Raw genomic sequence first — 18,425 nt, 5'->3', positions numbered from 1 at the left:
GAACGGAAAGCATGCCACGTCTGTCGTCACGATGATGTCCATGCCCGGGCGCAGACTGGGCCAATGGGCTGCGAAACCTCCATGCCATGCCCCGCCCGGGAATCGGCGTGTCATCCGATCGCCGGGATCGCCCGTTGTCATTCGCTGGATGCACGCACCCGCTTGCCGAGCCCAACCCTTCCGCCATAAGGACAGCCGTTTGCCCACGCTGCGCCAGCCTCGCCTTCATCGCTGCCTCGCGTGCGTGCTCGCCGCTGGCGCGATGCTGTTGCTGGGTGGCTGCCGAACCATGCTGTTCGGCGCGCTCAACAGCACCGACCAGCACAAGGACATCCAGGTCGAGCGCAGCCTGCCTTACGCACCGGCGCAGCATCTGAGTCTGGACGTCTACCTGCCGGCGCATGTGCAGCACGCCCCGGTCGTGGTGTTCTTCTACGGTGGCGACTGGACGCATGGAAAACGCGAGTGGTACCGCTTCGTCGGCACCGCGCTGGCGGCAAAGGGCGTGATCGTGGTGATTCCCGACTACCGCAAGTACCCGCACGTTGGCCTGGACGGTTTCATGCAGGACGCAGCGCATGCGGTGGCCTGGGCGCACCAACACGCCGCAAGCCTCGGCGGCGATCCGCAAAGCCTGTTCGTGATGGGTCATTCCTCCGGCGCCCAGATCGCCGGCCTGCTCGCCACCGATCCGTCCTGGCTGGCCGCCGATGGCCTGTCGCTGCACGACCTGGCCGGCTTCGTCGGTCTCGCCGGCGTCTACGATTTCGTGCCGCTGCCGAAAAAGGAGGCTGACATGCGTCACCTCTTTGGCACGCAAGCCAGCGAACAGCGTCGAGCCGACCCGATGACCTTCGTGCGCGGCAACGACCCACCCATGCTGCTGTTGCAAGGCACCGCCGACCGCGAAGTCCGTGCCGCCGGCAGCGTCGCCCTCGCACGCAAGGCGCACGCTGTGCACGACGATGCCGAAGCGAGACTCTATCCCGGCATAGGCCACATGGATCTTCTTCTCGCGCTGTCGCGACCAATGCGTCATCACGCACCTACGCTGAGCGACGTGCTGGCCTTCATCCGTGCCCACGAGCGGAACACGCCGCCCCGAGTCGCCAGTCAATCAACGATGCATGTGAACACCGTGAATCCGATGGAAGCCGGAGACGTTGGCGGGTGACCGGAGCCGGCTGCCGCAAATATCATGGCGCTTCGAGCGCGCTGACCATGACGTAATAGCCGTCGGGATCACGCAGCGCAAACTCGCGGGTTCCCGTCCTGTCGTTCACACTGGGCTCCTCTTCGAGGGCGTCGACCAGAGTGCGCGCCCGCCGCAGTGCATCGTCAAAATCATCCACCCGGAAAAACAGCAGCAGCCCGTTGCCCGGTTCCGCACGGTCGGGGCTGGTCAGGGACGGATGCTCATGCTCGCCCCACGCGTGGAGGCAAAGCAGGATCGTGCCATCCGTGTCGAGCAACTGCCCCCAGTAGTCATGCGCCGGTCGCATTTCCGTTTGACCGAAAAGTGACTGATACCACTTGAAGCTGCGCGCGACGTCGGCAACACCAATGATGGTCCATGTACGTTTCATGGGATTCTCCTGGGCTCGACGCCAGGTTCAGAGACGGCACGGCGAAGATGGGATGGGGAAGTCCTCCCCTTCGATTCGCATGAGGCCGAAATCAGGCGATGGGCGGCACGCCCGGCACCAGCTCCACGTCGGGTATCCATAATTGCACCCACCTGCTCTTTTTCTCCTCCGGACTCAGCAAGCGCGGAGACACCGGTACCGACGACGCCAAGCCCGCCCACTCATCCAGGCAGCGCGCGTTGACGGCAGCAAACAGGCGGTTGTCGTGTTCGAATGTGACGGCCACGAGCACGCCGCACCGAGAACACAGCCGGAACAGCGCCGCCTCCGACCCTTGCCGACACGATCGTAACGCCTCGGGTTCCGGGACAAAAATCCGAAGCTCGCCGGCCGGATCGGAAACGTAAGCTGCACCGTGCTTTTGGCAAAAAGTGCAGTCGCACGCCCGTGGCGCAATATCGGCGACGGGAAGGCGGGTCCTGAACTCGATCCGCAGCGCGCCGCAATGGCAACCGCCATGAAGAGTGATTGATCGTTCGGCTGGCTGCATTGCTTCACCTGGTGCCAAGCGCTGGAATCAAGCGGCGGCGTAGCCGCCCATCCTGAACGTCAGGTGTTACCTTGAAAACGCCGATGGGTTGCGATTTGCCAGCGGTTGCCCCACGGATCTTCGACCATGGCGCGTCGATCTCCATATGGCATTTCCCCTGGCTGTTCAACTGGCTTCGCACCAAGCGACAGCGCCTTCTCGAAAGCCTGATCAGTATCGGCGACGTAGACATACAGGAATGAGCTTGTGGGTTGTCGCTCGACTATGCCACCGACCATGATCAGGCTCCTTCCGATTCTCATCTCCGAGGGCCTGTCAGTGTTGAAGATGCCTTCTGCACCGAAGACTTCCCGCAGAAAGCTCACACACTTCAACGGATCGACGACTGATAGCCGCGGAATGACGGGAGGCCAATCAAGCGGAATGTATGAGTCGTTCGAAGTCACGCGCGGTTCTCCTGTGACGCCTGACGCCTGACGCCTGAATTGAGCGGTGGCACAGCCGTCCGCCTTGAACGCATGGTTGGACCTCACTCTATGTCGAGCAACTCAACTTTGCCATGCTCGACGAGATTGGCGTTGCCGATGTTGGACACGTATGCGGAACACTTGCCAATTGCTTTGAGGCCGCCAGCAACGCCATCAGGTGCGATGCACGAACCTTGGCATTCGCTGGAGTTTGAGCAGACCTTGCCGGAGTCGGTGGTCTTGAGGTCGCAGGTTTTTGGCTTGCCAGGGTATGGCAGGCCGAGCGCAGTCCAATTGCCACCACGCGCACCGCACTCGGCCTCCGTTTGCGGAATTGATGGCTTTGCGACAGTTGCCACCAGCCTTTGGCCAGCACATGAGCTGACGATCAGAGCAATTGTGATAAGGACCAGCAAGCGCAGTGATGTCATGGTGTGAGGTCAAACGCTGGAGTCAAGCGGCGCCGGAAGCGTCCGCCTTGACATTGTTGGGGCGTGCTTCAAATCGATACCTCTCCAGGCCCTAGTGCGGCCTTCGCCGGCTCGTACGTGGCGATTACCACGCCAGCAGGTGTGGTGGTGCAGTTTGTCAGCCGCAGTCGCATGCCCACGTCGTCCGGGAACAACCGACGTCCCGTGCCGAGGACCAGTGGATGGATCATCAGCAAGTACTCGTCAATGAGATCCCTGGCCATCAGGGAAGCGATCAGTTCACCGCTTCCCATGATCGCCAGCACGCCGTTGGTTTGATCCTTGAGCGCGCGTACGGCTTCCGGAGTGTTGCCGCGCAGCAGCGTCGAGTTGGGCCAGGGGAGTGGCTCCTTGAAGGTGGTCGACGCGACGTACTTTGGCGCATTGTTGAGCGCCTCCTTGAATGGGCCGCCCTGGCTGTTCCAACTCGCCATCAGACCCTCATAAGTCCGCCGTCCGAAAAGCCATCCTGCAAAGCCGCCGCCGGCCGCCATCCGCTCGCCCATCGCCTTGCCCGCGGCATCTCCAGCCGACGTGGACTGCTGGGCCCAGCCGCCCTGCGTGAATCCGCCCCGGGTATCCTCATCCGGGCGCCCCGGTCCCTGCATCACCCCGTCCAACGTCAGATGGTTCATAACAACGACTCGACCCATTCTCCAGCCTCCTTCAACTTGTTGGTCAGGCCTGCGCCCTAAGGAAACTCTGATTTTGCTCCGCTGTCGAAGCATGCAAGTGCCCGAGGGAGTGTAGACGAGGCCCGATCAGCTGACCTTGGCGACGCAAGCGGACGGTGGATTTTAAGCACGCCGCAAGGCCCCGCGACGGGACGTATTCCCAGCCGAGATGGACAAGGTCGTGCCGTGGTCGGAGCTGTGCGCGGTGATTGAACCGTTCTATCCGAAGGCGCGGCCCGCGGGTGGGCGCCGCCCGGTGGGTTTGGAGCGGATGCTGCGCATCCACTTCCTACAGCAGTAGTGTGGGGGAAAGGTGTCAGGGACAATTCGGAACGACCAACAGTACGACCATCGGAGCATTCAAATTGTCCCTGACACCATTTTTGACACCATTTTTGAACTCAACCCATGGACAAGCACTCCGTGCGGATGATCAGACTTGCCGGCATGCGCCTCAAGACCACCGTCCTGCTCAATCAGCCTTGAAACTGGTCACCTTGAAAGTGATGTCCTGCGCGGCATTCTTGCGGCCGAGCAGGATGGCGAATCCGTAACGATCAAGATAGACCCTGTGCTCGTTGCTGATCACCACACCATTTTGATTGCTGACATGGCAATCGAGATCCCGCACAGAACCTTGTATTGCAGGGTTGATTTCGGAGGCGTCAAAAGTGCGGCCAAACACGCATTTCGACTCGGCGTGCCCGTAATTTCTTGTCTGCCAAACGTACCCGCTATCGTAGGAATACATGATTTCGTGGCCCATCGCCGCCGCATCGAAATGCGAAAGCAGATGAGTCTCAATGATTCCGTAGGCATTGGCTGCATTCAGCGGCACGTTCTGCGAGCGTACAGAATAGATATTCCTGTAACTCAGATTAAAGATCATCATGAGCTGAATATCATTACTGGAAAGCGTGCTCTTGGCGCTCACCAGACCATTTCCCTCATTCTCGTACAGATCATGATTGGTGAAGTGCTTTATGCTCGCACCTCCATTCTCCACGCTAGTGGTATAAGTATCGAGTAAAAGTCGATGAAAGCCTACCGGCTGGCTGTCTGCATTCATGATGGTCTTCAACACTTGACCCGGTAGCGCTGACGGCGTGAATTCGCTGCTCCGATAAGCGTCCACGTCTTGCAAGATCGTCTTGACCGGTACCAGCCCGTGATTCACCGGCCTCACCGTGTTCTGCGCGCAGCCGCCGAGCAGACTGATCACCACGATGCCAAACAGCCCACTGGCATTCCTTCCCATACGCATCATTATTCCCCTGTGAATAGTATTGATATGCGATATTGATCCATTTAATGGGACCTGACCGCGCGACGGGACAGCAGTATTTGCAGGAGTATCCAATAATCAATGTCATTGGAACTCTTTGCCGCAAAAACTTGCGTCATCGGCAACAACGAGCAACCGCCCGGAATGGATTATACGGAAGTCACGGCGAATTCGAGGCAGCCGCTGGCGCCTGCGGACCAGGTCGAATTTACAGATCGCCGGGTTGGGAACTCGGAACCCATCCGATTGCCACGCCTGATTTTCTGGCGATTCTCTGACAACCTCCGACGTGCGAGAAGACGCAGTGACTTTGGAAGTGGATGGACAACTTGATCCGCAAAGCCCGATGCCGGCGGTTCAACGGAACCGCCGCAAGACTCAGGTCCGTAACTGAGCGCTCCGAACGACTCAAGCACCCACTCTTTCACTGCATGTATGGTGAGGCAAACCCCGCCCCATGGAGTAGTTGCAGTGCCTGCTTCCAACATTCGCTGACATTCACGGGCAGCGCGTCAGCCTGTGAAGTGCAAAATTTTCAGCGCAACAACTGCAATCCAAGGCCGATCACCAAGCCCGCAAAAATACCGGCGACCACATCATCCACCATCACGCCCGTACCACCCTTGAGGTGCCGATCAAGGTAACGGATTGGCCACGGCTTCCACACGTCGAACAGGCGAAACAGCACGAAGCCGAGCACTAGCATCCACCAGTGGAAGCCGCTGGCGGGAAGCAGTGCTGGAAGCAGCAGCGGGATCAATGCGACCCACTGGCCGATGAATTCGTCCCACACCAGGCTGCGATGGTCGTCGACACCGAGTGCGCGGCCGGCCACGTCGCACGCCCACACGCCGATCACGAAGCCGACCAGCAGCACGATGAGGTAGATCCCCAGCGGCAGCTCGCGCAGCCACAACCATGGCAGCAGCGCGGCCAGCGAACCGAAGGTGCCTTGCGCCAGCGGGGTCAGGCCGGAGCCGAAGCCGCAGGCGAGCCAGCCGGCCGGGGTGGCTAGCAAGGCACGACGTTGTTCGGCGCTCAATTGCTTCCTGGCGTTCAAGCGAAATGCTCCCAGCCCGACGAGGTTGTATCCAGCCACGCACCGTCATGGCCGCGCACGCGCACGCCCTCGCCTGCCACGATGCGGCCGATCCGGGTGGCGCCGCCGCCGAGGCGGGCAAGGTCGGCCTGCACCTGGGCGAGCCGACTGGCGGGCACGCAGAAGCACAGTTCGTAATCGTCACCGCCGCTCAAGGCGAACTGCAGCGCGGCACCGTCGTCGTACAGACCGAGCAGGGCCGACGACCGCGGCAGCAGCGCGGCATCGATCTCGGCGCCGACGCCGCTTGCCGCGCAGATGTGGCCGAGGTCGGCGAGCAGGCCATCGGATATGTCGACGCAGGCATGCGCCTGGTCGCGCAGCGCGATGCCGGCCGCCAGGCGCGGGGTGGGACGGTTGAGCCGGCCGATCAGGAATTCGCGCAGGCTGTTCTGGCCATCGTCGTGCTGCGCGGGCTGTTGCAATACTTGCAGTCCGGCGGCTGCATCGCCGAGCGTGCCGGTGACCAGCACCGCATCGCCGATGCGCGCGCCGGCACGGGTCAGCGCCTTGCCCGGCGGCACGAAGCCATGCACCGCGACACTGATCGCCAACGGCCCGCGCGTGGTGTCGCCGCCCACCAGGGCGAGCCGGTGCGACTGCGCCAGTTGGGCGAAGCCCTCGACGAAGCCCTCGACAAAGACGCGGTCGGCATACGGCAGGGTCAGGCTCAGCAGGGCCCAGGCCGGACTGGCGCCCATCGCGGCAAGATCGGACAGGTTCACCGCCAGCGCCTTCCAGCCGATGTCGGCCGCGGCGGTGCCACGCGGAAAATGCACACCCTCGACCAGGGTGTCGATCGCCACCGCCAGTTCCTGACCGGACGGCACCGCCACGACGGCGGCATCGTCGCCGATGCCCAGGCGCACGTCGTCGCGCGGCTGCGCGGTGCGCTGGCGGATCAATTCGATCAGGTCGAATTCCATCGGCTGCGCGGCCGCCGTCAGCGCTTGAACACGAGGGTGGGACTGTCGTGGTAGGTGCTTTGCTGCCACAACGCGAAACCGGCCTTCTCGGCGACGCGAACGGAAGCCGGGTTTTCCGGCGAGATGATGCATACCACGGGCAGTCCCGGCCTTTGCGCGTCAGCCCAGGCGCAGGCGGCGAGCACCGCCTCGCTGGCATAGCCCTTGCCGTGCGCCTGCGGCGACAACACCCAGCCGCACTCGAGCATGCCGCGCAACGAGGGTTGCAGGTCACGCGCGAGATCGGCAAAACCGACGTCGCCGATGTAGCGGCCGCTGGCCTTCTCCTCGACGGCCCAGTAGCCGTAGCCGAGCAGGCTCCAAAACCCGCGATACTGCAGCAGGCGCTTCCACACTTCCTCGGCGGTGAAGGCGCGACCACCGATGTGGCGCACGACTGCAGGGTCGGACCAGATCGCCTGGCAGATCGCGTAGTCGTCGGCGCGGTGTGCGCGCAGGCGCAGCCGTGCAGTCTCGATCACCGGCACCGATGCGTCGGGGGAACCTGCGGCGATGCCGGCCATCAGCCGCGCTTCTCGACGGCGCGCAACTCGGCGGCGAGCTTGTCCAGCACGCCGTTGACGTAGCTGTGGCCATGATCGGCGCCGAAGCGCTTGGTGACCTCGATCGCCTCGTTGAGCACCACCCGATAAGGCACGTCGGGGCGGTACTTCAATTCGTAGGCAGCCAGCCGCAGCACGGCGCGCTCGATCGGGTCGACCTGCGCCACCTCGCGGTCGAGGTGCGGGCGCAGGCAGGTATCGAGCGCGTCGACGTTCTTCTCCACGCCATGCAGCAGATCCTCGAAATACTCGAGGTCGGCCACTTCCATGTCCTGCTCGTGACGAAACTGATCGATCACCGCATTCATGTGGCTGCCGCTCAACTGCCACGCGTACAACGCCTGCAGCGCGCGACGGCGGGCACGCGAACGCGCCTGCAGGTCGAGGCCGTGCACCGGCTGCGCCATCACAGTTTCCCGTACAGGTTGACCATCTCCAGCGCGGCCAGCGCGGCGTCGGCGCCCTTGTTGCCGGCCTTGGTACCGGCGCGCTCGATCGCCTGCTCGATGCTGTCGGTGGTCAGCACGCCGAACGCCACCGGCACGCCGGAGCCATGGGCCGCCTGGGCCAGGCCCTTGGCGCACTCGCCGGCAACGAAATCGAAGTGCGGGGTGGCGCCGCGGATCACCGCGCCCAGCGCGATCACCGCCACGTATTTGCCGGAATGCGCCAGCTTGTGCGCGGCCAGCGCGATCTCCCACGCGCCGGGGACACGGATCAGCTCGATCGCGTCGTCCTTCACCCCGTGGCGGACGAGCACGTCGCGTGCCCCGGCCACCAGCGGTTCCACGACGAAGCCGTTGAAGCGGCCGGCGACGATGGCAAAACGGCCCTTGGGCGTGGCGAAATCGCCTTCGATGGTCTTCATTTATGGATTTCCTGGGAGCGAACCCGTGCGGGCCGGCTATTTTACGGGTTTTCGGCAAGGCTGGCCGGAATCACGCCAGCAAGGTGCGGGTAGCCGCTCAGGTCCAGCCGTGCCGCGTGCCCATCGACACGCAGCCGCGCGGGGGCGCCGAACGGCAGGGTGAGCTGCTGCTCGGCGTGGCCGTGCGGCAGGCCGTCGAGCACCGGGATGCTGGCCACGGTGCGGATCTGCGCGAAGGCGGCGGCCAGGTCGTAGCCGTTGTCGCGGCTGCCGGGCTCGCACTGGCTGAAGTTGCCCAGCAGCAGCGCCCGCTGCCGACCCAGCACGCCGGACAGGTGCAGCTGGTAGAGCATCCGCTCGATTCGGTAGGGCGATTCGAACACGTCCTCGACGAACAGGATGCCGCCGTCGATGGCGGGGAACCAGGGCGTGCCCAGCAGGCTGCACAGCACGGCGAGATTGCCACCCCATAGCGGGCCGCCGAGATCGAGACGGGCTTCGGTACGAGTGCTCCACGCCACGCTCGCGGTCGGCGCGCTCAGCGTGGACCAGAACTGCCGCCAGCTGAACTCGCCGCGCGGTTCGGCCCCCAGATCCGCCAGCAACGGGCCGCTGAACGTACACAGGCCGCTCCTGGCGTGCAGCGCCATCTGCAATGCGGTGAAGTCGCTGTGACCGACCAGTGCCAGCGGCGCGTCGTGCAGGCGCTCGCGCAGGGCGTCGTATTCCAGATGCGGCAACAGGCGCGCCGCGCCGTAGCCGCCACGTGTGGCCAGGGCAATATCCGGCAAGGTATCCAGCGTCGCCAGGGCGTTGATGTCACCTGCCCGCTCGGCATCGCTGCCGGCGAAACGCAGCTCGGTTCGTTCGAGCACCTCCAGCCCATCCACCGTGCAGCCCGCCTCGCGCAGGCGGGCCACGCCGCGGGCCATGGCGGCGGGATCGTACGAATAGCCGGAGGGAGCGATCAGTCGGATACGGGCGGAATGCATCGGGGCTCTCGTCAATCGGGAATGGCACGCGCCAGGGCGTGCGATGTATGAGCGCAAGTATGCCGCTGCCCGCATGCCGATGGCATGGCGTTGCCCGGCCCGTTCGATGCGCTCAGCAGGGCATCGCCAGCGGGTCGTCGGGAAGCTCGTCGATGTCCTGTATCGCCAGGCGCGCTTCGCTCAGCGTGGCTTCGACCTCGCGCACGATCTCCTGCGCCCGGGGCAGGCTCGAATCGGGCACCATCACCGCGATGTAGTCCATCGCCGGCAGCTGGCCCACCCCGCCGGTGAGGTACTCGCCGGCGATATGGGCCGGGATATCGGCGGCCGCCAGCGCATCCTTGACCAGGTGGGCATCGAACAGGTTTTCGGCGCGGTAGACGATGTGCATGGCTGCACGCTAACCCGCGGCGCACGGCGTAGCAAGGCCGCGCCGGGCGCGATCCTGCGTCCGGTACGGGCGACAGGGTAAACTTGGCGGTTTCCGCCACCGCTCGCGAGCGCCGCCCGATGTCGAACGAAAACCCTGCCCCTGCATCCGCCCCGCCCGCCGCGGCCACGGCACCGCAGGATTTCATCCGGCAGATCGTGCGCGACGACCTGGCGGCGGGCAGGCACACGGCGATTCACACCCGCTTTCCGCCCGAGCCGAACGGCTACCTGCACATTGGCCATGCCAAGGCGATCTGCCTGAGCTTCGGCATCGCGAAGGAATTCAGCGGCTGGTGCAACCTGCGCCTGGACGACACCAACCCCGGCAAGGAAGACGCCGAGTTCGTCGAGGGCATCAAGGACGACGTGCACTGGCTCGGCTTCGAATGGCATGAGCTGCGCCATGCCTCGGACTATTTCGAGGTGTTCTATCGCTCGGCCATCAAGCTGATCGAAGACGGCGTGGCCTATGTCGACGACCTCGATGCCGAGCAGATGCGCGAGTATCGCGGCACGCTGACCGAGCCAGGCCGCCACTCGCCGTACCGCGAGCGCAGCGTGGATGAGAACCTCGACCTGTTCCGGCGCATGCGCGCGGGCGAGTTCGCCGACGGCAGCAAGACCTTGCGCGCGAAGATCGACATGGCCTCGGGCAACATCAACATGCGCGATCCGGCGATCTACCGGGTACGCAAGATCACCCACCAGAACACCGGTGATGCGTGGCCGATCTATCCGATGTACGACTACGCGCACTGCCTGTCCGATGCGCTGGAAGGCATCACCCATTCGCTGTGCACACTGGAGTTCGAGGATCACCGGCCGCTGTACGACTGGTTCGTCGACAAGGTCGATCTGCCGAACCATCCGCAACTTTGGCAGCCGTTACTCGATGCGAAGCTGCCCACGCAGCCGGCCAAGCCGCGCCAGATCGAGTTCTCGCGGCTCAACCTCAGCTACCTGGTCACCAGCAAGCGCAAGCTGGCCCAGCTGGTCGGCGAAAAGTTCGTGGACGGCTGGGACGACCCGCGCATGAACACGTTGCGCGGCCTGCGTCGGCGCGGCTTCACCCCGGCCGGGCTGCGCCTGCTGGTCGAGCGCGTGGGCGTGAGCAAGCAGAACAGCGTGATCGACTACGCCGTGCTGGAAGGCTGCATCCGCGAGGACCTGGACGCCACCGCGGCGCGCCGCATGGCGGTGCTCGATCCGCTGAAGCTGGTGCTGACCAACCTGCCCGAGGGCCACGAGGAAACGCTGAGCTTCCCGAATCATCCCAAGGACGAGGGCTTCGGCACGCGCGAGGTACCGTTCGCGCGCGAGGTGTGGATCGAACGCGAGGACTTCGCCGAAGTGCCGCCGAAGGGCTTTCACCGGCTGAAGCCCGATGGCGAGGTGCGCCTGCGCGGCGTCGGCATCGTGAAGTGCACCGACATCGTCAAGGACGCCGACGGCAACCTGACCGAACTGCACGGCACGCTCGATCCGGAAACCCGCCACGGCCTGCCCGGCGCCGACCGCAAGGTGAAGGGCACGATCCACTGGGTCGGCGCGAAACACGCGGTGGCCGCCGAGGTGCGCCTGTACGATCGCCTGTTCAGCGTGCCGGCACCGGACAGTGAAGAAGACGGCAAGAGCTGGCTGGATCACATCAACCCCGAGGCCAAGCGCGTGGTGCAGGGCTGGCTGGAGCCCGCGGCGGCGAACGTGGCGCCGGAACAGCGCTTCCAGTTCGAGCGCCTGGGCTACTTCGTGGCGGACCGCATCGACCATCGCATCGACGCGCCGGTGTTCAACCGCACGGTGACCTTGCGCGACGTCTGGGCCCGCAGCGCCGGCCAGTGAACGGAGGAGACGATGCTGCCCCTGCAGATTCACCTGACGCTGCCGCCGTGGATCGGCGACGTGGCCGACGCCAGCAAGCGCTACCCGAGCGATGAGGAACGCGTCGGCCTGGCGATCGAACTGTCGCGGCAGAACGTGGATCGCGGCGGCGGCGGCCCGTTCGGGGCGGCCGTATTCAACCGCGACAGCGGGCGGCTGGTCGCGGTCGGCGTGAACCGGGTGGTACCGCAGAGCTGCTCGATCGCGCACGCGGAAATGATGGCGATGATGATCGCCCAGCAGCGCCTCGGCCGGCACCGCCTGAACGAGGACGACGGCCACTACGTGCTGGCCACCAGCTCGCAGCCTTGCTGCCAATGCTATGGCGCCAGCGTCTGGGCCGGCATCGACGAATTGCTGATCGGCGCGCGCGCCGAGGATGTCGAGGAACTCACCGAATTCGATGAAGGCCCGCTGCCGGCCGACTGGATCGGCGAGCTCACCCGCCGCCGGATCGCCGTGCGCCGCGACATCCTGCGCGACCAGGCCCGCGACGTGCTCGCCAGCTACGGCGCCAGCGGCCCATCGTATTGAGCCGCTGGCGTGCCGCGCTGCCGCTGATCCTGCTGTTGCTGGCGGGCATCGTGCTGTTCGCCTCCGGCTCGCTCGAAGCGCTGACCCCACGCCAGCTGGTGGCCCATCAGGTCGAGCTGCACGCACAGATCGCGCTCCACCCCTGGCTCAGCCGACTGGCCTACATCGGGTTGTTGACGCTGACGGTGGCCACCGGCATTCCCGGCACCATCGTGATCATTCTCGCCGGCGGCTTCGCCTTCGGCGTGGTCGACGCCACCCTGACCTCATCGGTGGGGCTGACCCTGGGCGCGCTGATCCTGTACCTGGCCAGCCGCTATGCGTTCGGTCCCGGCAGCCGGCAGCCGCCGCCCCTGGTGGCGCGGCTGCATCACGGCTTCGAGCAGCATCCGGTGAGCTATACCCTGTTCCTGCGCTTCGTGCCGGTACTGCCGTTCGGTGCGGTGACCGTGGCGCTGGCCTGGCTGCGCTGTCCGCTGTGGCTGTTCCTCGGCGCCAGCTGGCTGGGCGGCACGGTGTCGCTGCTGTTCGAGACCTCGATCGGCGCCGGCCTGGGCGATGCGATGAGCCAGAGCGACAGTTTCGGGATCGGCTTGCTGCTGCACCGCGAGGTGTTGCTGCCGCTGGGCGCGATCGCCCTGCTCGCCCTGCTTCCGCTGCTGGTCGAAAGGCTGTGCCGACGCTACCGTGGCCGCGGAACGGGCGACTGAATCCTGCACTGGCGGATATCCGGACAGCTGCCAATCCGTCCATTTCGCGCTAGTGTTGTGCTGCATCCGGAACACCGATGCATGACATGGGCAGGCTGATCCAGGTCTGCTACCGGCAGGCCGGCGACGGATGATCCGACAGGGGTACGGGGCGAATGGATCTGGCGGGGAACTCGTGGCTGGCAAGACTGTGGCAGCGCACGTCACTGATGCAGCGCATGGCCTTCGTCGCCCTGGTGCCGACACTGGTCACGGCGGTCCTGCTGGTGACCCTGCTGACCCAGCGCCAACTGATCAACCTGCGCCAGATGGCCCAGACCAATGCCGACGCGATCGCCACGCAGACCGCAACAGTCTGTGTGCAGCCGTTGCGCGCCATGCGCCTGCGCGAACTGCTGCGCATTGCCGATTCGATCGGCGAGCTGCCGCACGTGACGCGGGTGCAGATTCGCACGGCCGACGGACAGATTCTGGCCGACCATCGCGCCAGCGACGACAACCTGCACGACGTCATGAGTGTCGTGCGCGAGGTGGTCGACAACGAGCAGACCGGACACGTGGCACTGGGCTCGGTGCTGGTCGACGTGAGCCTGCACGACGCGATCGTGGCGCAGCGCGCCAGCCTGCGCCACGCCTTGATCGCACTGCTGCTGAGCCTGCTGGTGGCCGGGGTGATCGGCTGGCAGGCGGCGCGCTGGATCAGCGCGCCGCTGCGTCATCTGGCTGGCGCGGTGCGGCAGCTCGGCCAGGGTGACCGGCCGGTCAGCGTGGCCGTCACCGACCATACCGAGATCGGTGAACTGCAGCGCGGCTTCAACCATGCCGCAGCCGCCCTGTTCGACATCCAGCGCGGCATGCAGGAACAGATCCGGCAGGCCACGCTGGAGCTGGCGCAGAAGAACACCGCGCTGGAGGCGGCCAGCGTGGCCCGCTCGCGCTTCCTGGCGGCCGCCTCGCACGACCTGCGCCAGCCGCTGTATGCGCTGACCCTGTTCTCGGCGGCGCTGGCGGTCGACGAACACGATCCGCAACGGCTGGATCGCATCGCCCATATCCAGGAATGCGTGCAATCACTCGATCACCTGTTCGGTGAACTGCTCGACCTGTCGCGGCTGGAAACGGGTGCTGTCCAGGTTGAGATCAGCGAATTTCCGCTCGACCGTGTATTTTCCGAGGTCAGCCGCACTTTCGGCATGGTGGCCGAGCAGCGCGGGCTGGTTCTCCAGATGCACCCGACCAGACTGTGGGTGCGCAGCGACCGCGTCATGCTGACCCGCATGCTCAACAACCTGATCAGCAATGCATTGCGCTTCACCCGCCACGGTGGCGCCCTGATCGGCGTCCGGCGCAGCGGCACGGGTCGGGTGCGGATCGAAGTGTGGGACACCGGCAGCGGCATCGCGCCGGAGCACCTGTCCAACGTGTTCGACGAGTTCTACCGGATCGAAGACCATTCCGGCGCCGGACTCGACGATGGATCGCATTCCGGCCTGGGCCTGGGCCTGGCTACCGTGCAGCGGCTCGCGCAGTTGCTCGACACCAGGGTACAGGCGAAGTCGCGGCTCGGTCGGGGCAGCGTGTTTCATTTCGAGCTGCCGCTCGGCAGCGTCGGCGCGTTGCCGGCCGCGGTGGACGACGAGATGCCCGGCGAACTGGCCGGCCGGCGCGTCCTGGTGGTGGACGACGATCCGGCGATCCTCTCCGGCATCCGCTTCCTGCTGCGCAGCTGGGGTTGCGAAGTGGCTGTGGCCGAGGATCGCCAGCAGGCGCGCGAAACGATCGAAAACTGGCCAGCGCCGGTCGACATCGTGATCTGTGATCTGCACTTGCGCTCGGGCGAAAGCGGCCTCGACGTTTTCGCCGAACTGGACAGGCTCTACGAGAACGATGACGAACAATCATTTGCGCGGTTGCTGGTGACCGGCGAAACGCGCGCCGACCACCTGCGCGACGTCATCGCGGCGAGGATTCCGCTCCTGTACAAACCCGTCTCGCCACAGCAGTTGCGCAGCGCCATGCTGGCGGCCCTTGTCGCCGCCCGGGGCGGGGGCTGAGTTCAGCGGACGGCGCTCGGCGACCTTTCCCGCCGCGCAAGAAAAACGGGGCGCCAAACTGGCGCCCCGCGGGGATGGTGGGTCGTCCGGGATTCGAACCCGGGACCAATAGATTAAAAGTCTACTGCTCTACCAACTGAGCTAACGACCCGGGTTGAAGGACCCGGTCTGGCCAGGCCAAGCCGGCGATTTTACGGCCTGTACCACAAGGGCACAAGCAAGCGCCGGCTCAAACGTAGCGGGTGGGATCGGCGATCCCTGCATCGCGGAAACCTTGCGCACGCAAGCGACATGCGTCGCAATGGCCGCAGGCCCGACCCTGCGCATCGGCCTGGTAACAGCTGACCGTGGCGGAAAAATCCACGCCCAGGCGTTTGCCCTCGCGTGCGATGTCGGCCTTGCTCATGCGCATCAGTGGTGCATGGATGCGGATACCGGCGCCCTCGACGCCGGCTCTGGTCGCGACATTGGCCAGCTTCTCGAACGCCTCGATGAAGGCCGGGCGGCAATCCGGATAGCCCGAATAGTCGACCGCGTTGACCCCGCACCAGATGTCGCTGGAACCCAGCACCTCGGCCCAGCCCAGGGCGATCGACAGCATGATCGTGTTGCGCGCCGGCACGTAAGTCACCGGGATGTCGGCGCTGTCGACGGTGTCCAGCGGCACATCGATATCGGCAGTCAGTGCCGAGCCGCCAATGCTGCGCAGGTCAATGCTCACGGTCTTGTGCTCGACCGCGCCGAGCATTTGCGACACACGGTCAGAGGCAGCCAGCTCCGAGTTGTGGCGCTGGCCGTAGGCCACGCTCAACGCATGCACCTGATAACCCTGTTCGCGCGCAAGCGCGATGGTGACGGCCGAATCCATGCCGCCGGAGACGAGCACGACGGCCTTGCGGAGGAATTTGTCAGACATGTATTGCATCCACTCGGGTGCGACCGGTCACCGGCCGGAAAACGCTTGTGAAGCGAGGAGTGAGTGAAGAGGAGTGAGTAGAGAGAGTGTGCGCAACGTGCCCTTCTCCCACTCCTCTTCACTCACTCCCAGCCTCAGTGCCCTGCCGCGTCGTTCCACAGCAGCTTGTGCAACTGCATCTGAAACCGCACATCCAGCTTGTCGGCGATGATCCACTCGGCCAGATCGCGCGGTTCCACCGCACCATGCACGGGTGAGAACAGCACCATGCAGCGATCGGCCAACGCGTGCTCGGCCAGCATCGCACGCGCCCACTCGTAGTCGGCGCGGCTGGCGATCACGATCTTTATCTGGTCGTGCGCCAACAGGCGGTCGAGGTTCGACCACAGGTTGCGCTGGCTCTCGCCCGAATCGGGCGCTTTCAGGTCCATCACCTTGCGCACGCGCGGGTCGACCATCGACACATCCAGCGCGCCGGAGGTTTCCAGCGACACCTCGTAGCCGGCATCGCACAATTTGCGCAGCAGGATCAGGCAACGCTTCTGGGCCAGCGGTTCGCCACCGGTGACACAGACGTGCTTCGCGCCATGGCTGGCGACCTCGGCCAGGATGTCGTCGATCGCATGCCAGTCGCCGCCATGGAACGAGTATTCGGTGTCGCACCACACGCAGCGCAGCGGGCATCCCGTGAGCCGGACGAACACGGTGCGCCAGCCGATCGCGTCGGCCTCACCCTGGATCGAATGGAATATCTCGGTGATGCGCAACCGTCCGGTCACGTCTTCGGCAACCGCGGCGGATGCCACCGATGCTTCTTCGCCACTCATCGCGAAACTCAGTTGCCGGACTGGAGCTGCAGGCGCTGCAGGCGCTCCCGCGCCAGGCTGGCCGAGTCCGACCCCGGATACTTGGCGATGACCTGCTTCAACGTGGCCTTGGCCGCATCGGTCTTCTTCAGCTCGATCTGGCAGTAGCCGACCTTGAGCATGGCATCGGGCAGCTTGTCGCTTTGCGGATACTGGCTGACCAGTTGCTTGAACGCATCCAGCGCCACCGCGTAGTTGGTGGTGACGAAGTAGGACTGCCCCAGCCAATACCAGGCGTTGGGCACCAGGGCGTGATTCGGATACTGCTGGATGAAACCGCGGAACTGGCGCGCCGCCGCCACGTAGTTACCCGCGCGGATCGACTGGAACGCGGTGTCATAAGCCGCCTGGGCCGCCGCCGGATCGGCATTGGCGCTGCTGGCCGGCGTGGAGGGCTGGCTTGATGTGCTGTTGCCGCCAGCACCCGCGGTCGCCGCCGAGCTCGAATTGCCGGGCTGCGCCTGCGGGTTGCTGCCACCCGTCGCGCCGCCGTTGTTGCCCGCATTGCCGCCCTCGAGACGCGCCAGGCGGGCGTCGAGATCGGCGTACTGGGCCTTGTTCTTGTCGTCGAGCTGTTGCAGATGATGCTGCAATTCCTCGACCTGTCCCTGCAGTTGCTGCAACTGCGACTGCACTTGCTGCAGCTGGTTGACCAGTCCGGTGCCGCCCTGGTCGCGACTCTGCGCCTGCTGCTCCAGCCGGGTGACGCGGTCGGCCAGGCTCAGGCGGGAATCCTGGGCAAGTGCCGGATACGCAAACAGCAAGGCGGACGCAATCGCGCCCGCCATGCCGTATCTGGCTGTAAAACGTCTAGCCAGTCGCTTCATCATTACTCAGCCGTGTAGACGATCTCGACGCGGCGATTCTTGCTCCAGCAATCCTCGTTGTGCTCACGGCACACCGGCTTTTCCTTGCCATAGCTGATCACGCTCATCTGGCTGGCCGAGGCGCCATTGGCCTGCAGCGCGCTGGAAACGGCACTGCCACGACGCTCGCCCAGACCCAAGTTGTACTCACGGGTGCCGCGCTCGTCGGTGTTGCCTTCCAGACGCATCTGGGCGGTCGGACGATCCTGCAGGTACTTCGCATGGCAAGCCATGATCTGCTGGAACTCCGGCTTGATCTCGGTCTTGTCGAAATCGAAGTACACGACGCGCTGACGCAGGCAGGCATCGGTATTGAGATCGGCCGGGGTGTATTTTCCATCGGAAGCCGGGGCCTGCTGCTGAGTCGGCTGTTCCACCGGCGGCTGCGGTTTGACTTCCTGTTTCTTGGAGCAAGCGGCCGCGCCTACGCAGAGCAGGGCGACCAGGGCGACGCGAACGGTCTTATTCATGGTGACGTTCCTTACGAGTTGAGTTCCGACAAACAAATGACGATTGGGGTTACAAACAGCTTCCGCCGGTTAACCGGCTGTTATTCTGACATGTGAAAGATCGACAGTGCGTGATACTGCACGGCCGCTCTAAACTGGTGAGGCCGCGACTAGCACGTCCCCCCCGGAAACCGACGC

At 64.7% G+C, this 18,425-nt stretch carries 22 protein-coding genes, 1 tRNA gene and 1 pseudogene; 6 read left to right on the top strand and 18 right to left on the bottom strand.

The annotated features are described in order from the left end of the window. Window positions 1-199 precede the first annotated feature (199 nt). A complete protein-coding gene (locus B0E47_RS03515) occupies window positions 200-1,174 on the top strand; it encodes an alpha/beta hydrolase (protein WP_254422786.1) in 975 nt (324 codons plus the stop codon). A gap of 22 nt (window positions 1,175-1,196) precedes the next feature. On the opposite strand, the gene B0E47_RS03510 is transcribed toward B0E47_RS03515, so the two are convergent. From B0E47_RS03510 to B0E47_RS03495, 5 genes are all read right to left on the bottom strand, one after another. Further along, window positions 1,197-1,586, bottom strand: a complete 390-nt coding sequence (locus B0E47_RS03510) for a VOC family protein (RefSeq protein WP_077512579.1) — start codon at window positions 1,584-1,586, stop codon at window positions 1,197-1,199. A 91-nt stretch (window positions 1,587-1,677) separates the two neighbouring features. Then, the gene (locus B0E47_RS03505; RefSeq protein ID WP_077512577.1) at window positions 1,678-2,136 is read right to left on the bottom strand and encodes an aldehyde-activating protein; all 459 of its coding nucleotides are present in this window, start codon (window positions 2,134-2,136) and stop codon (window positions 1,678-1,680) included. Between the two features lie 59 nt (window positions 2,137-2,195). Next, on the bottom strand, window positions 2,196-2,582 hold the full coding sequence (locus B0E47_RS03500) for a VOC family protein (protein ID WP_217318891.1): 387 nt from the start codon (window positions 2,580-2,582) through the stop codon (window positions 2,196-2,198). Between the two features lie 83 nt (window positions 2,583-2,665). Next, window positions 2,666-3,034 (bottom strand): hypothetical protein, encoded by a 369-nt coding sequence (locus B0E47_RS16690; protein WP_139351319.1) that lies wholly within the window; start codon window positions 3,032-3,034, stop codon window positions 2,666-2,668. Between the two features lie 68 nt (window positions 3,035-3,102). Then, window positions 3,103-3,708, bottom strand: coding sequence for a dihydrofolate reductase family protein (locus B0E47_RS03495; RefSeq protein WP_217318890.1), 606 nt, complete (start codon window positions 3,706-3,708; stop codon window positions 3,103-3,105). A gap of 136 nt (window positions 3,709-3,844) precedes the next feature. Here B0E47_RS03495 and B0E47_RS03490 point away from each other — a divergent pair. Beyond that, window positions 3,845-4,039 (top strand): annotated as a pseudogene (locus B0E47_RS03490) (IS5/IS1182 family transposase); the annotation flags it as partial. 180 nt (window positions 4,040-4,219) lie between these two features. Here the strand turns inward: B0E47_RS03490 and B0E47_RS03485 are convergent. The 8 genes from B0E47_RS03485 to B0E47_RS03450 all read right to left on the bottom strand — a co-directional run bounded on the left by B0E47_RS03485 (window position 4,220) and on the right by B0E47_RS03450 (window position 9,910). Then, the gene (locus B0E47_RS03485; RefSeq protein ID WP_139351318.1) at window positions 4,220-5,011 is read right to left on the bottom strand and encodes a hypothetical protein; all 792 of its coding nucleotides are present in this window, start codon (window positions 5,009-5,011) and stop codon (window positions 4,220-4,222) included. Window positions 5,012-5,567: 556 nt separating this feature from the next. Continuing rightward, complete coding sequence (locus tag B0E47_RS03480; protein WP_077512571.1) at window positions 5,568-6,092, bottom strand: phosphatidylglycerophosphatase A; 525 nt, start codon at window positions 6,090-6,092, stop codon at window positions 5,568-5,570. Then, window positions 6,089-7,057 carry a thiamine-phosphate kinase gene (thiL, locus tag B0E47_RS03475; RefSeq protein WP_077512569.1) on the bottom strand — a complete coding sequence of 323 codons (969 nt, stop codon included), beginning with the start codon at window positions 7,055-7,057 and terminating at the stop codon, window positions 6,089-6,091. The genes B0E47_RS03480 and thiL overlap by 4 nt, the downstream gene beginning before the upstream one ends. Window positions 7,058-7,074: 17 nt before the next feature. Then, window positions 7,075-7,620, bottom strand: coding sequence for a GNAT family N-acetyltransferase (locus B0E47_RS03470; RefSeq protein ID WP_077512567.1), 546 nt, complete (start codon window positions 7,618-7,620; stop codon window positions 7,075-7,077). Further along, window positions 7,620-8,066 carry a transcription antitermination factor NusB gene (gene nusB / locus B0E47_RS03465; RefSeq protein ID WP_077512565.1) on the bottom strand — a complete coding sequence of 149 codons (447 nt, stop codon included), beginning with the start codon at window positions 8,064-8,066 and terminating at the stop codon, window positions 7,620-7,622. Before nusB ends, B0E47_RS03470 begins: the two co-directional genes overlap by 1 nt. Further along, window positions 8,066-8,527: a 6,7-dimethyl-8-ribityllumazine synthase gene (ribE, locus tag B0E47_RS03460; RefSeq protein ID WP_077512563.1), complete on the bottom strand. Its 462-nt coding sequence runs from the start codon at window positions 8,525-8,527 to the stop codon at window positions 8,066-8,068. The genes nusB and ribE overlap by 1 nt, the downstream gene beginning before the upstream one ends. Before the next feature lie 41 nt (window positions 8,528-8,568). Beyond that, window positions 8,569-9,519, bottom strand: coding sequence for a muramoyltetrapeptide carboxypeptidase (gene ldcA, locus B0E47_RS03455; protein WP_077512561.1), 951 nt, complete (start codon window positions 9,517-9,519; stop codon window positions 8,569-8,571). A gap of 112 nt (window positions 9,520-9,631) precedes the next feature. After that, window positions 9,632-9,910, bottom strand: coding sequence for a DUF2007 domain-containing protein (locus B0E47_RS03450; protein ID WP_077512559.1), 279 nt, complete (start codon window positions 9,908-9,910; stop codon window positions 9,632-9,634). Window positions 9,911-10,029: 119 nt separating this feature from the next. On the opposite strand from B0E47_RS03450, the gene B0E47_RS03445 reads away from it, so the two are divergent. The 4 genes from B0E47_RS03445 to B0E47_RS03430 all read left to right on the top strand — a co-directional run bounded on the left by B0E47_RS03445 (window position 10,030) and on the right by B0E47_RS03430 (window position 15,130). Beyond that, window positions 10,030-11,793 carry a glutamine--tRNA ligase/YqeY domain fusion protein gene (locus B0E47_RS03445; RefSeq protein ID WP_077512557.1) on the top strand — a complete coding sequence of 588 codons (1,764 nt, stop codon included), beginning with the start codon at window positions 10,030-10,032 and terminating at the stop codon, window positions 11,791-11,793. Window positions 11,794-11,805: 12 nt separating this feature from the next. Then, a complete protein-coding gene (locus B0E47_RS03440) occupies window positions 11,806-12,366 on the top strand; it encodes a nucleoside deaminase (RefSeq protein WP_077512555.1) in 561 nt (186 codons plus the stop codon). After that, window positions 12,363-13,076, top strand: a complete 714-nt coding sequence (locus B0E47_RS03435; protein WP_077512553.1) for a VTT domain-containing protein — start codon at window positions 12,363-12,365, stop codon at window positions 13,074-13,076. Before B0E47_RS03440 ends, B0E47_RS03435 begins: the two co-directional genes overlap by 4 nt. 218 nt (window positions 13,077-13,294) lie before the next feature. Next, complete coding sequence (locus B0E47_RS03430; protein ID WP_254422785.1) at window positions 13,295-15,130, top strand: hybrid sensor histidine kinase/response regulator; 1,836 nt, start codon at window positions 13,295-13,297, stop codon at window positions 15,128-15,130. A gap of 75 nt (window positions 15,131-15,205) precedes the next feature. Here the strand turns inward: B0E47_RS03430 and B0E47_RS03425 are convergent. The 5 genes from B0E47_RS03425 to pal all read right to left on the bottom strand — a co-directional run bounded on the left by B0E47_RS03425 (window position 15,206) and on the right by pal (window position 18,248). Continuing rightward, window positions 15,206-15,281, bottom strand: a tRNA-Lys gene (locus B0E47_RS03425). A 78-nt stretch (window positions 15,282-15,359) separates the two neighbouring features. Next, entirely contained in the window at window positions 15,360-16,046 is a 687-nt protein-coding gene (gene queC, locus B0E47_RS03420) for a 7-cyano-7-deazaguanine synthase QueC (RefSeq protein ID WP_077512548.1), read from the bottom strand. Between the two features lie 134 nt (window positions 16,047-16,180). After that, window positions 16,181-16,873, bottom strand: coding sequence for a 7-carboxy-7-deazaguanine synthase QueE (queE, locus tag B0E47_RS03415; protein ID WP_077512546.1), 693 nt, complete (start codon window positions 16,871-16,873; stop codon window positions 16,181-16,183). Between the two features lie 8 nt (window positions 16,874-16,881). Continuing rightward, on the bottom strand, window positions 16,882-17,700 hold the full coding sequence (gene ybgF, locus B0E47_RS03410) for a tol-pal system protein YbgF (RefSeq protein WP_077512544.1): 819 nt from the start codon (window positions 17,698-17,700) through the stop codon (window positions 16,882-16,884). A 41-nt stretch (window positions 17,701-17,741) separates the two neighbouring features. Next, a complete protein-coding gene (gene pal / locus B0E47_RS03405) occupies window positions 17,742-18,248 on the bottom strand; it encodes a peptidoglycan-associated lipoprotein Pal (RefSeq protein WP_077512542.1) in 507 nt (168 codons plus the stop codon). Window positions 18,249-18,425 lie beyond the last annotated feature (177 nt).

It is taken from the genome of Rhodanobacter sp. B05 (genome assembly GCF_002001085.1).
Classification (GTDB): domain Bacteria; phylum Pseudomonadota; class Gammaproteobacteria; order Xanthomonadales; family Rhodanobacteraceae; genus Rhodanobacter.
This window is presented reverse-complemented; position numbering and strand designations above follow the sequence as displayed.

What these genes read in the sequence shown, in the direction of transcription:
- B0E47_RS03510 (WP_077512579.1), bottom strand. Translation starts at nt 1,586, where the DNA reads ATGAAACGTACATGGACCATCATTGGTGTTGCCGACGTCGCGCGCAGC.
- queE (WP_077512546.1), bottom strand. Translation starts at nt 16,873, where the DNA reads ATGAGTGGCGAAGAAGCATCGGTGGCATCCGCCGCGGTTGCCGAAGAC.
- B0E47_RS16690 (WP_139351319.1), bottom strand. Translation starts at nt 3,034, where the DNA reads ATGACATCACTGCGCTTGCTGGTCCTTATCACAATTGCTCTGATCGTC.
- B0E47_RS03445 (WP_077512557.1), top strand. Translation starts at nt 10,030, where the DNA reads ATGTCGAACGAAAACCCTGCCCCTGCATCCGCCCCGCCCGCCGCGGCC.
- B0E47_RS03450 (WP_077512559.1), bottom strand. Translation starts at nt 9,910, where the DNA reads ATGCACATCGTCTACCGCGCCGAAAACCTGTTCGATGCCCACCTGGTC.
- B0E47_RS03485 (WP_139351318.1), bottom strand. Translation starts at nt 5,011, where the DNA reads ATGCGTATGGGAAGGAATGCCAGTGGGCTGTTTGGCATCGTGGTGATC.
- pal (WP_077512542.1), bottom strand. Translation starts at nt 18,248, where the DNA reads ATGAATAAGACCGTTCGCGTCGCCCTGGTCGCCCTGCTCTGCGTAGGC.
- B0E47_RS03430 (WP_254422785.1), top strand. Translation starts at nt 13,295, where the DNA reads ATGGCCTTCGTCGCCCTGGTGCCGACACTGGTCACGGCGGTCCTGCTG.
- thiL (WP_077512569.1), bottom strand. Translation starts at nt 7,057, where the DNA reads ATGGAATTCGACCTGATCGAATTGATCCGCCAGCGCACCGCGCAGCCG.
- B0E47_RS03470 (WP_077512567.1), bottom strand. Translation starts at nt 7,620, where the DNA reads ATGGCCGGCATCGCCGCAGGTTCCCCCGACGCATCGGTGCCGGTGATC.
- ldcA (WP_077512561.1), bottom strand. Translation starts at nt 9,519, where the DNA reads ATGCATTCCGCCCGTATCCGACTGATCGCTCCCTCCGGCTATTCGTAC.
- B0E47_RS03440 (WP_077512555.1), top strand. Translation starts at nt 11,806, where the DNA reads ATGCTGCCCCTGCAGATTCACCTGACGCTGCCGCCGTGGATCGGCGAC.
- B0E47_RS03505 (WP_077512577.1), bottom strand. Translation starts at nt 2,136, where the DNA reads ATGCAGCCAGCCGAACGATCAATCACTCTTCATGGCGGTTGCCATTGC.
- B0E47_RS03495 (WP_217318890.1), bottom strand. Translation starts at nt 3,708, where the DNA reads ATGAACCATCTGACGTTGGACGGGGTGATGCAGGGACCGGGGCGCCCG.
- nusB (WP_077512565.1), bottom strand. Translation starts at nt 8,066, where the DNA reads ATGGCGCAGCCGGTGCACGGCCTCGACCTGCAGGCGCGTTCGCGTGCC.
- ybgF (WP_077512544.1), bottom strand. Translation starts at nt 17,700, where the DNA reads ATGGCGGGCGCGATTGCGTCCGCCTTGCTGTTTGCGTATCCGGCACTT.
- queC (WP_077512548.1), bottom strand. Translation starts at nt 16,046, where the DNA reads ATGTCTGACAAATTCCTCCGCAAGGCCGTCGTGCTCGTCTCCGGCGGC.
- ribE (WP_077512563.1), bottom strand. Translation starts at nt 8,527, where the DNA reads ATGAAGACCATCGAAGGCGATTTCGCCACGCCCAAGGGCCGTTTTGCC.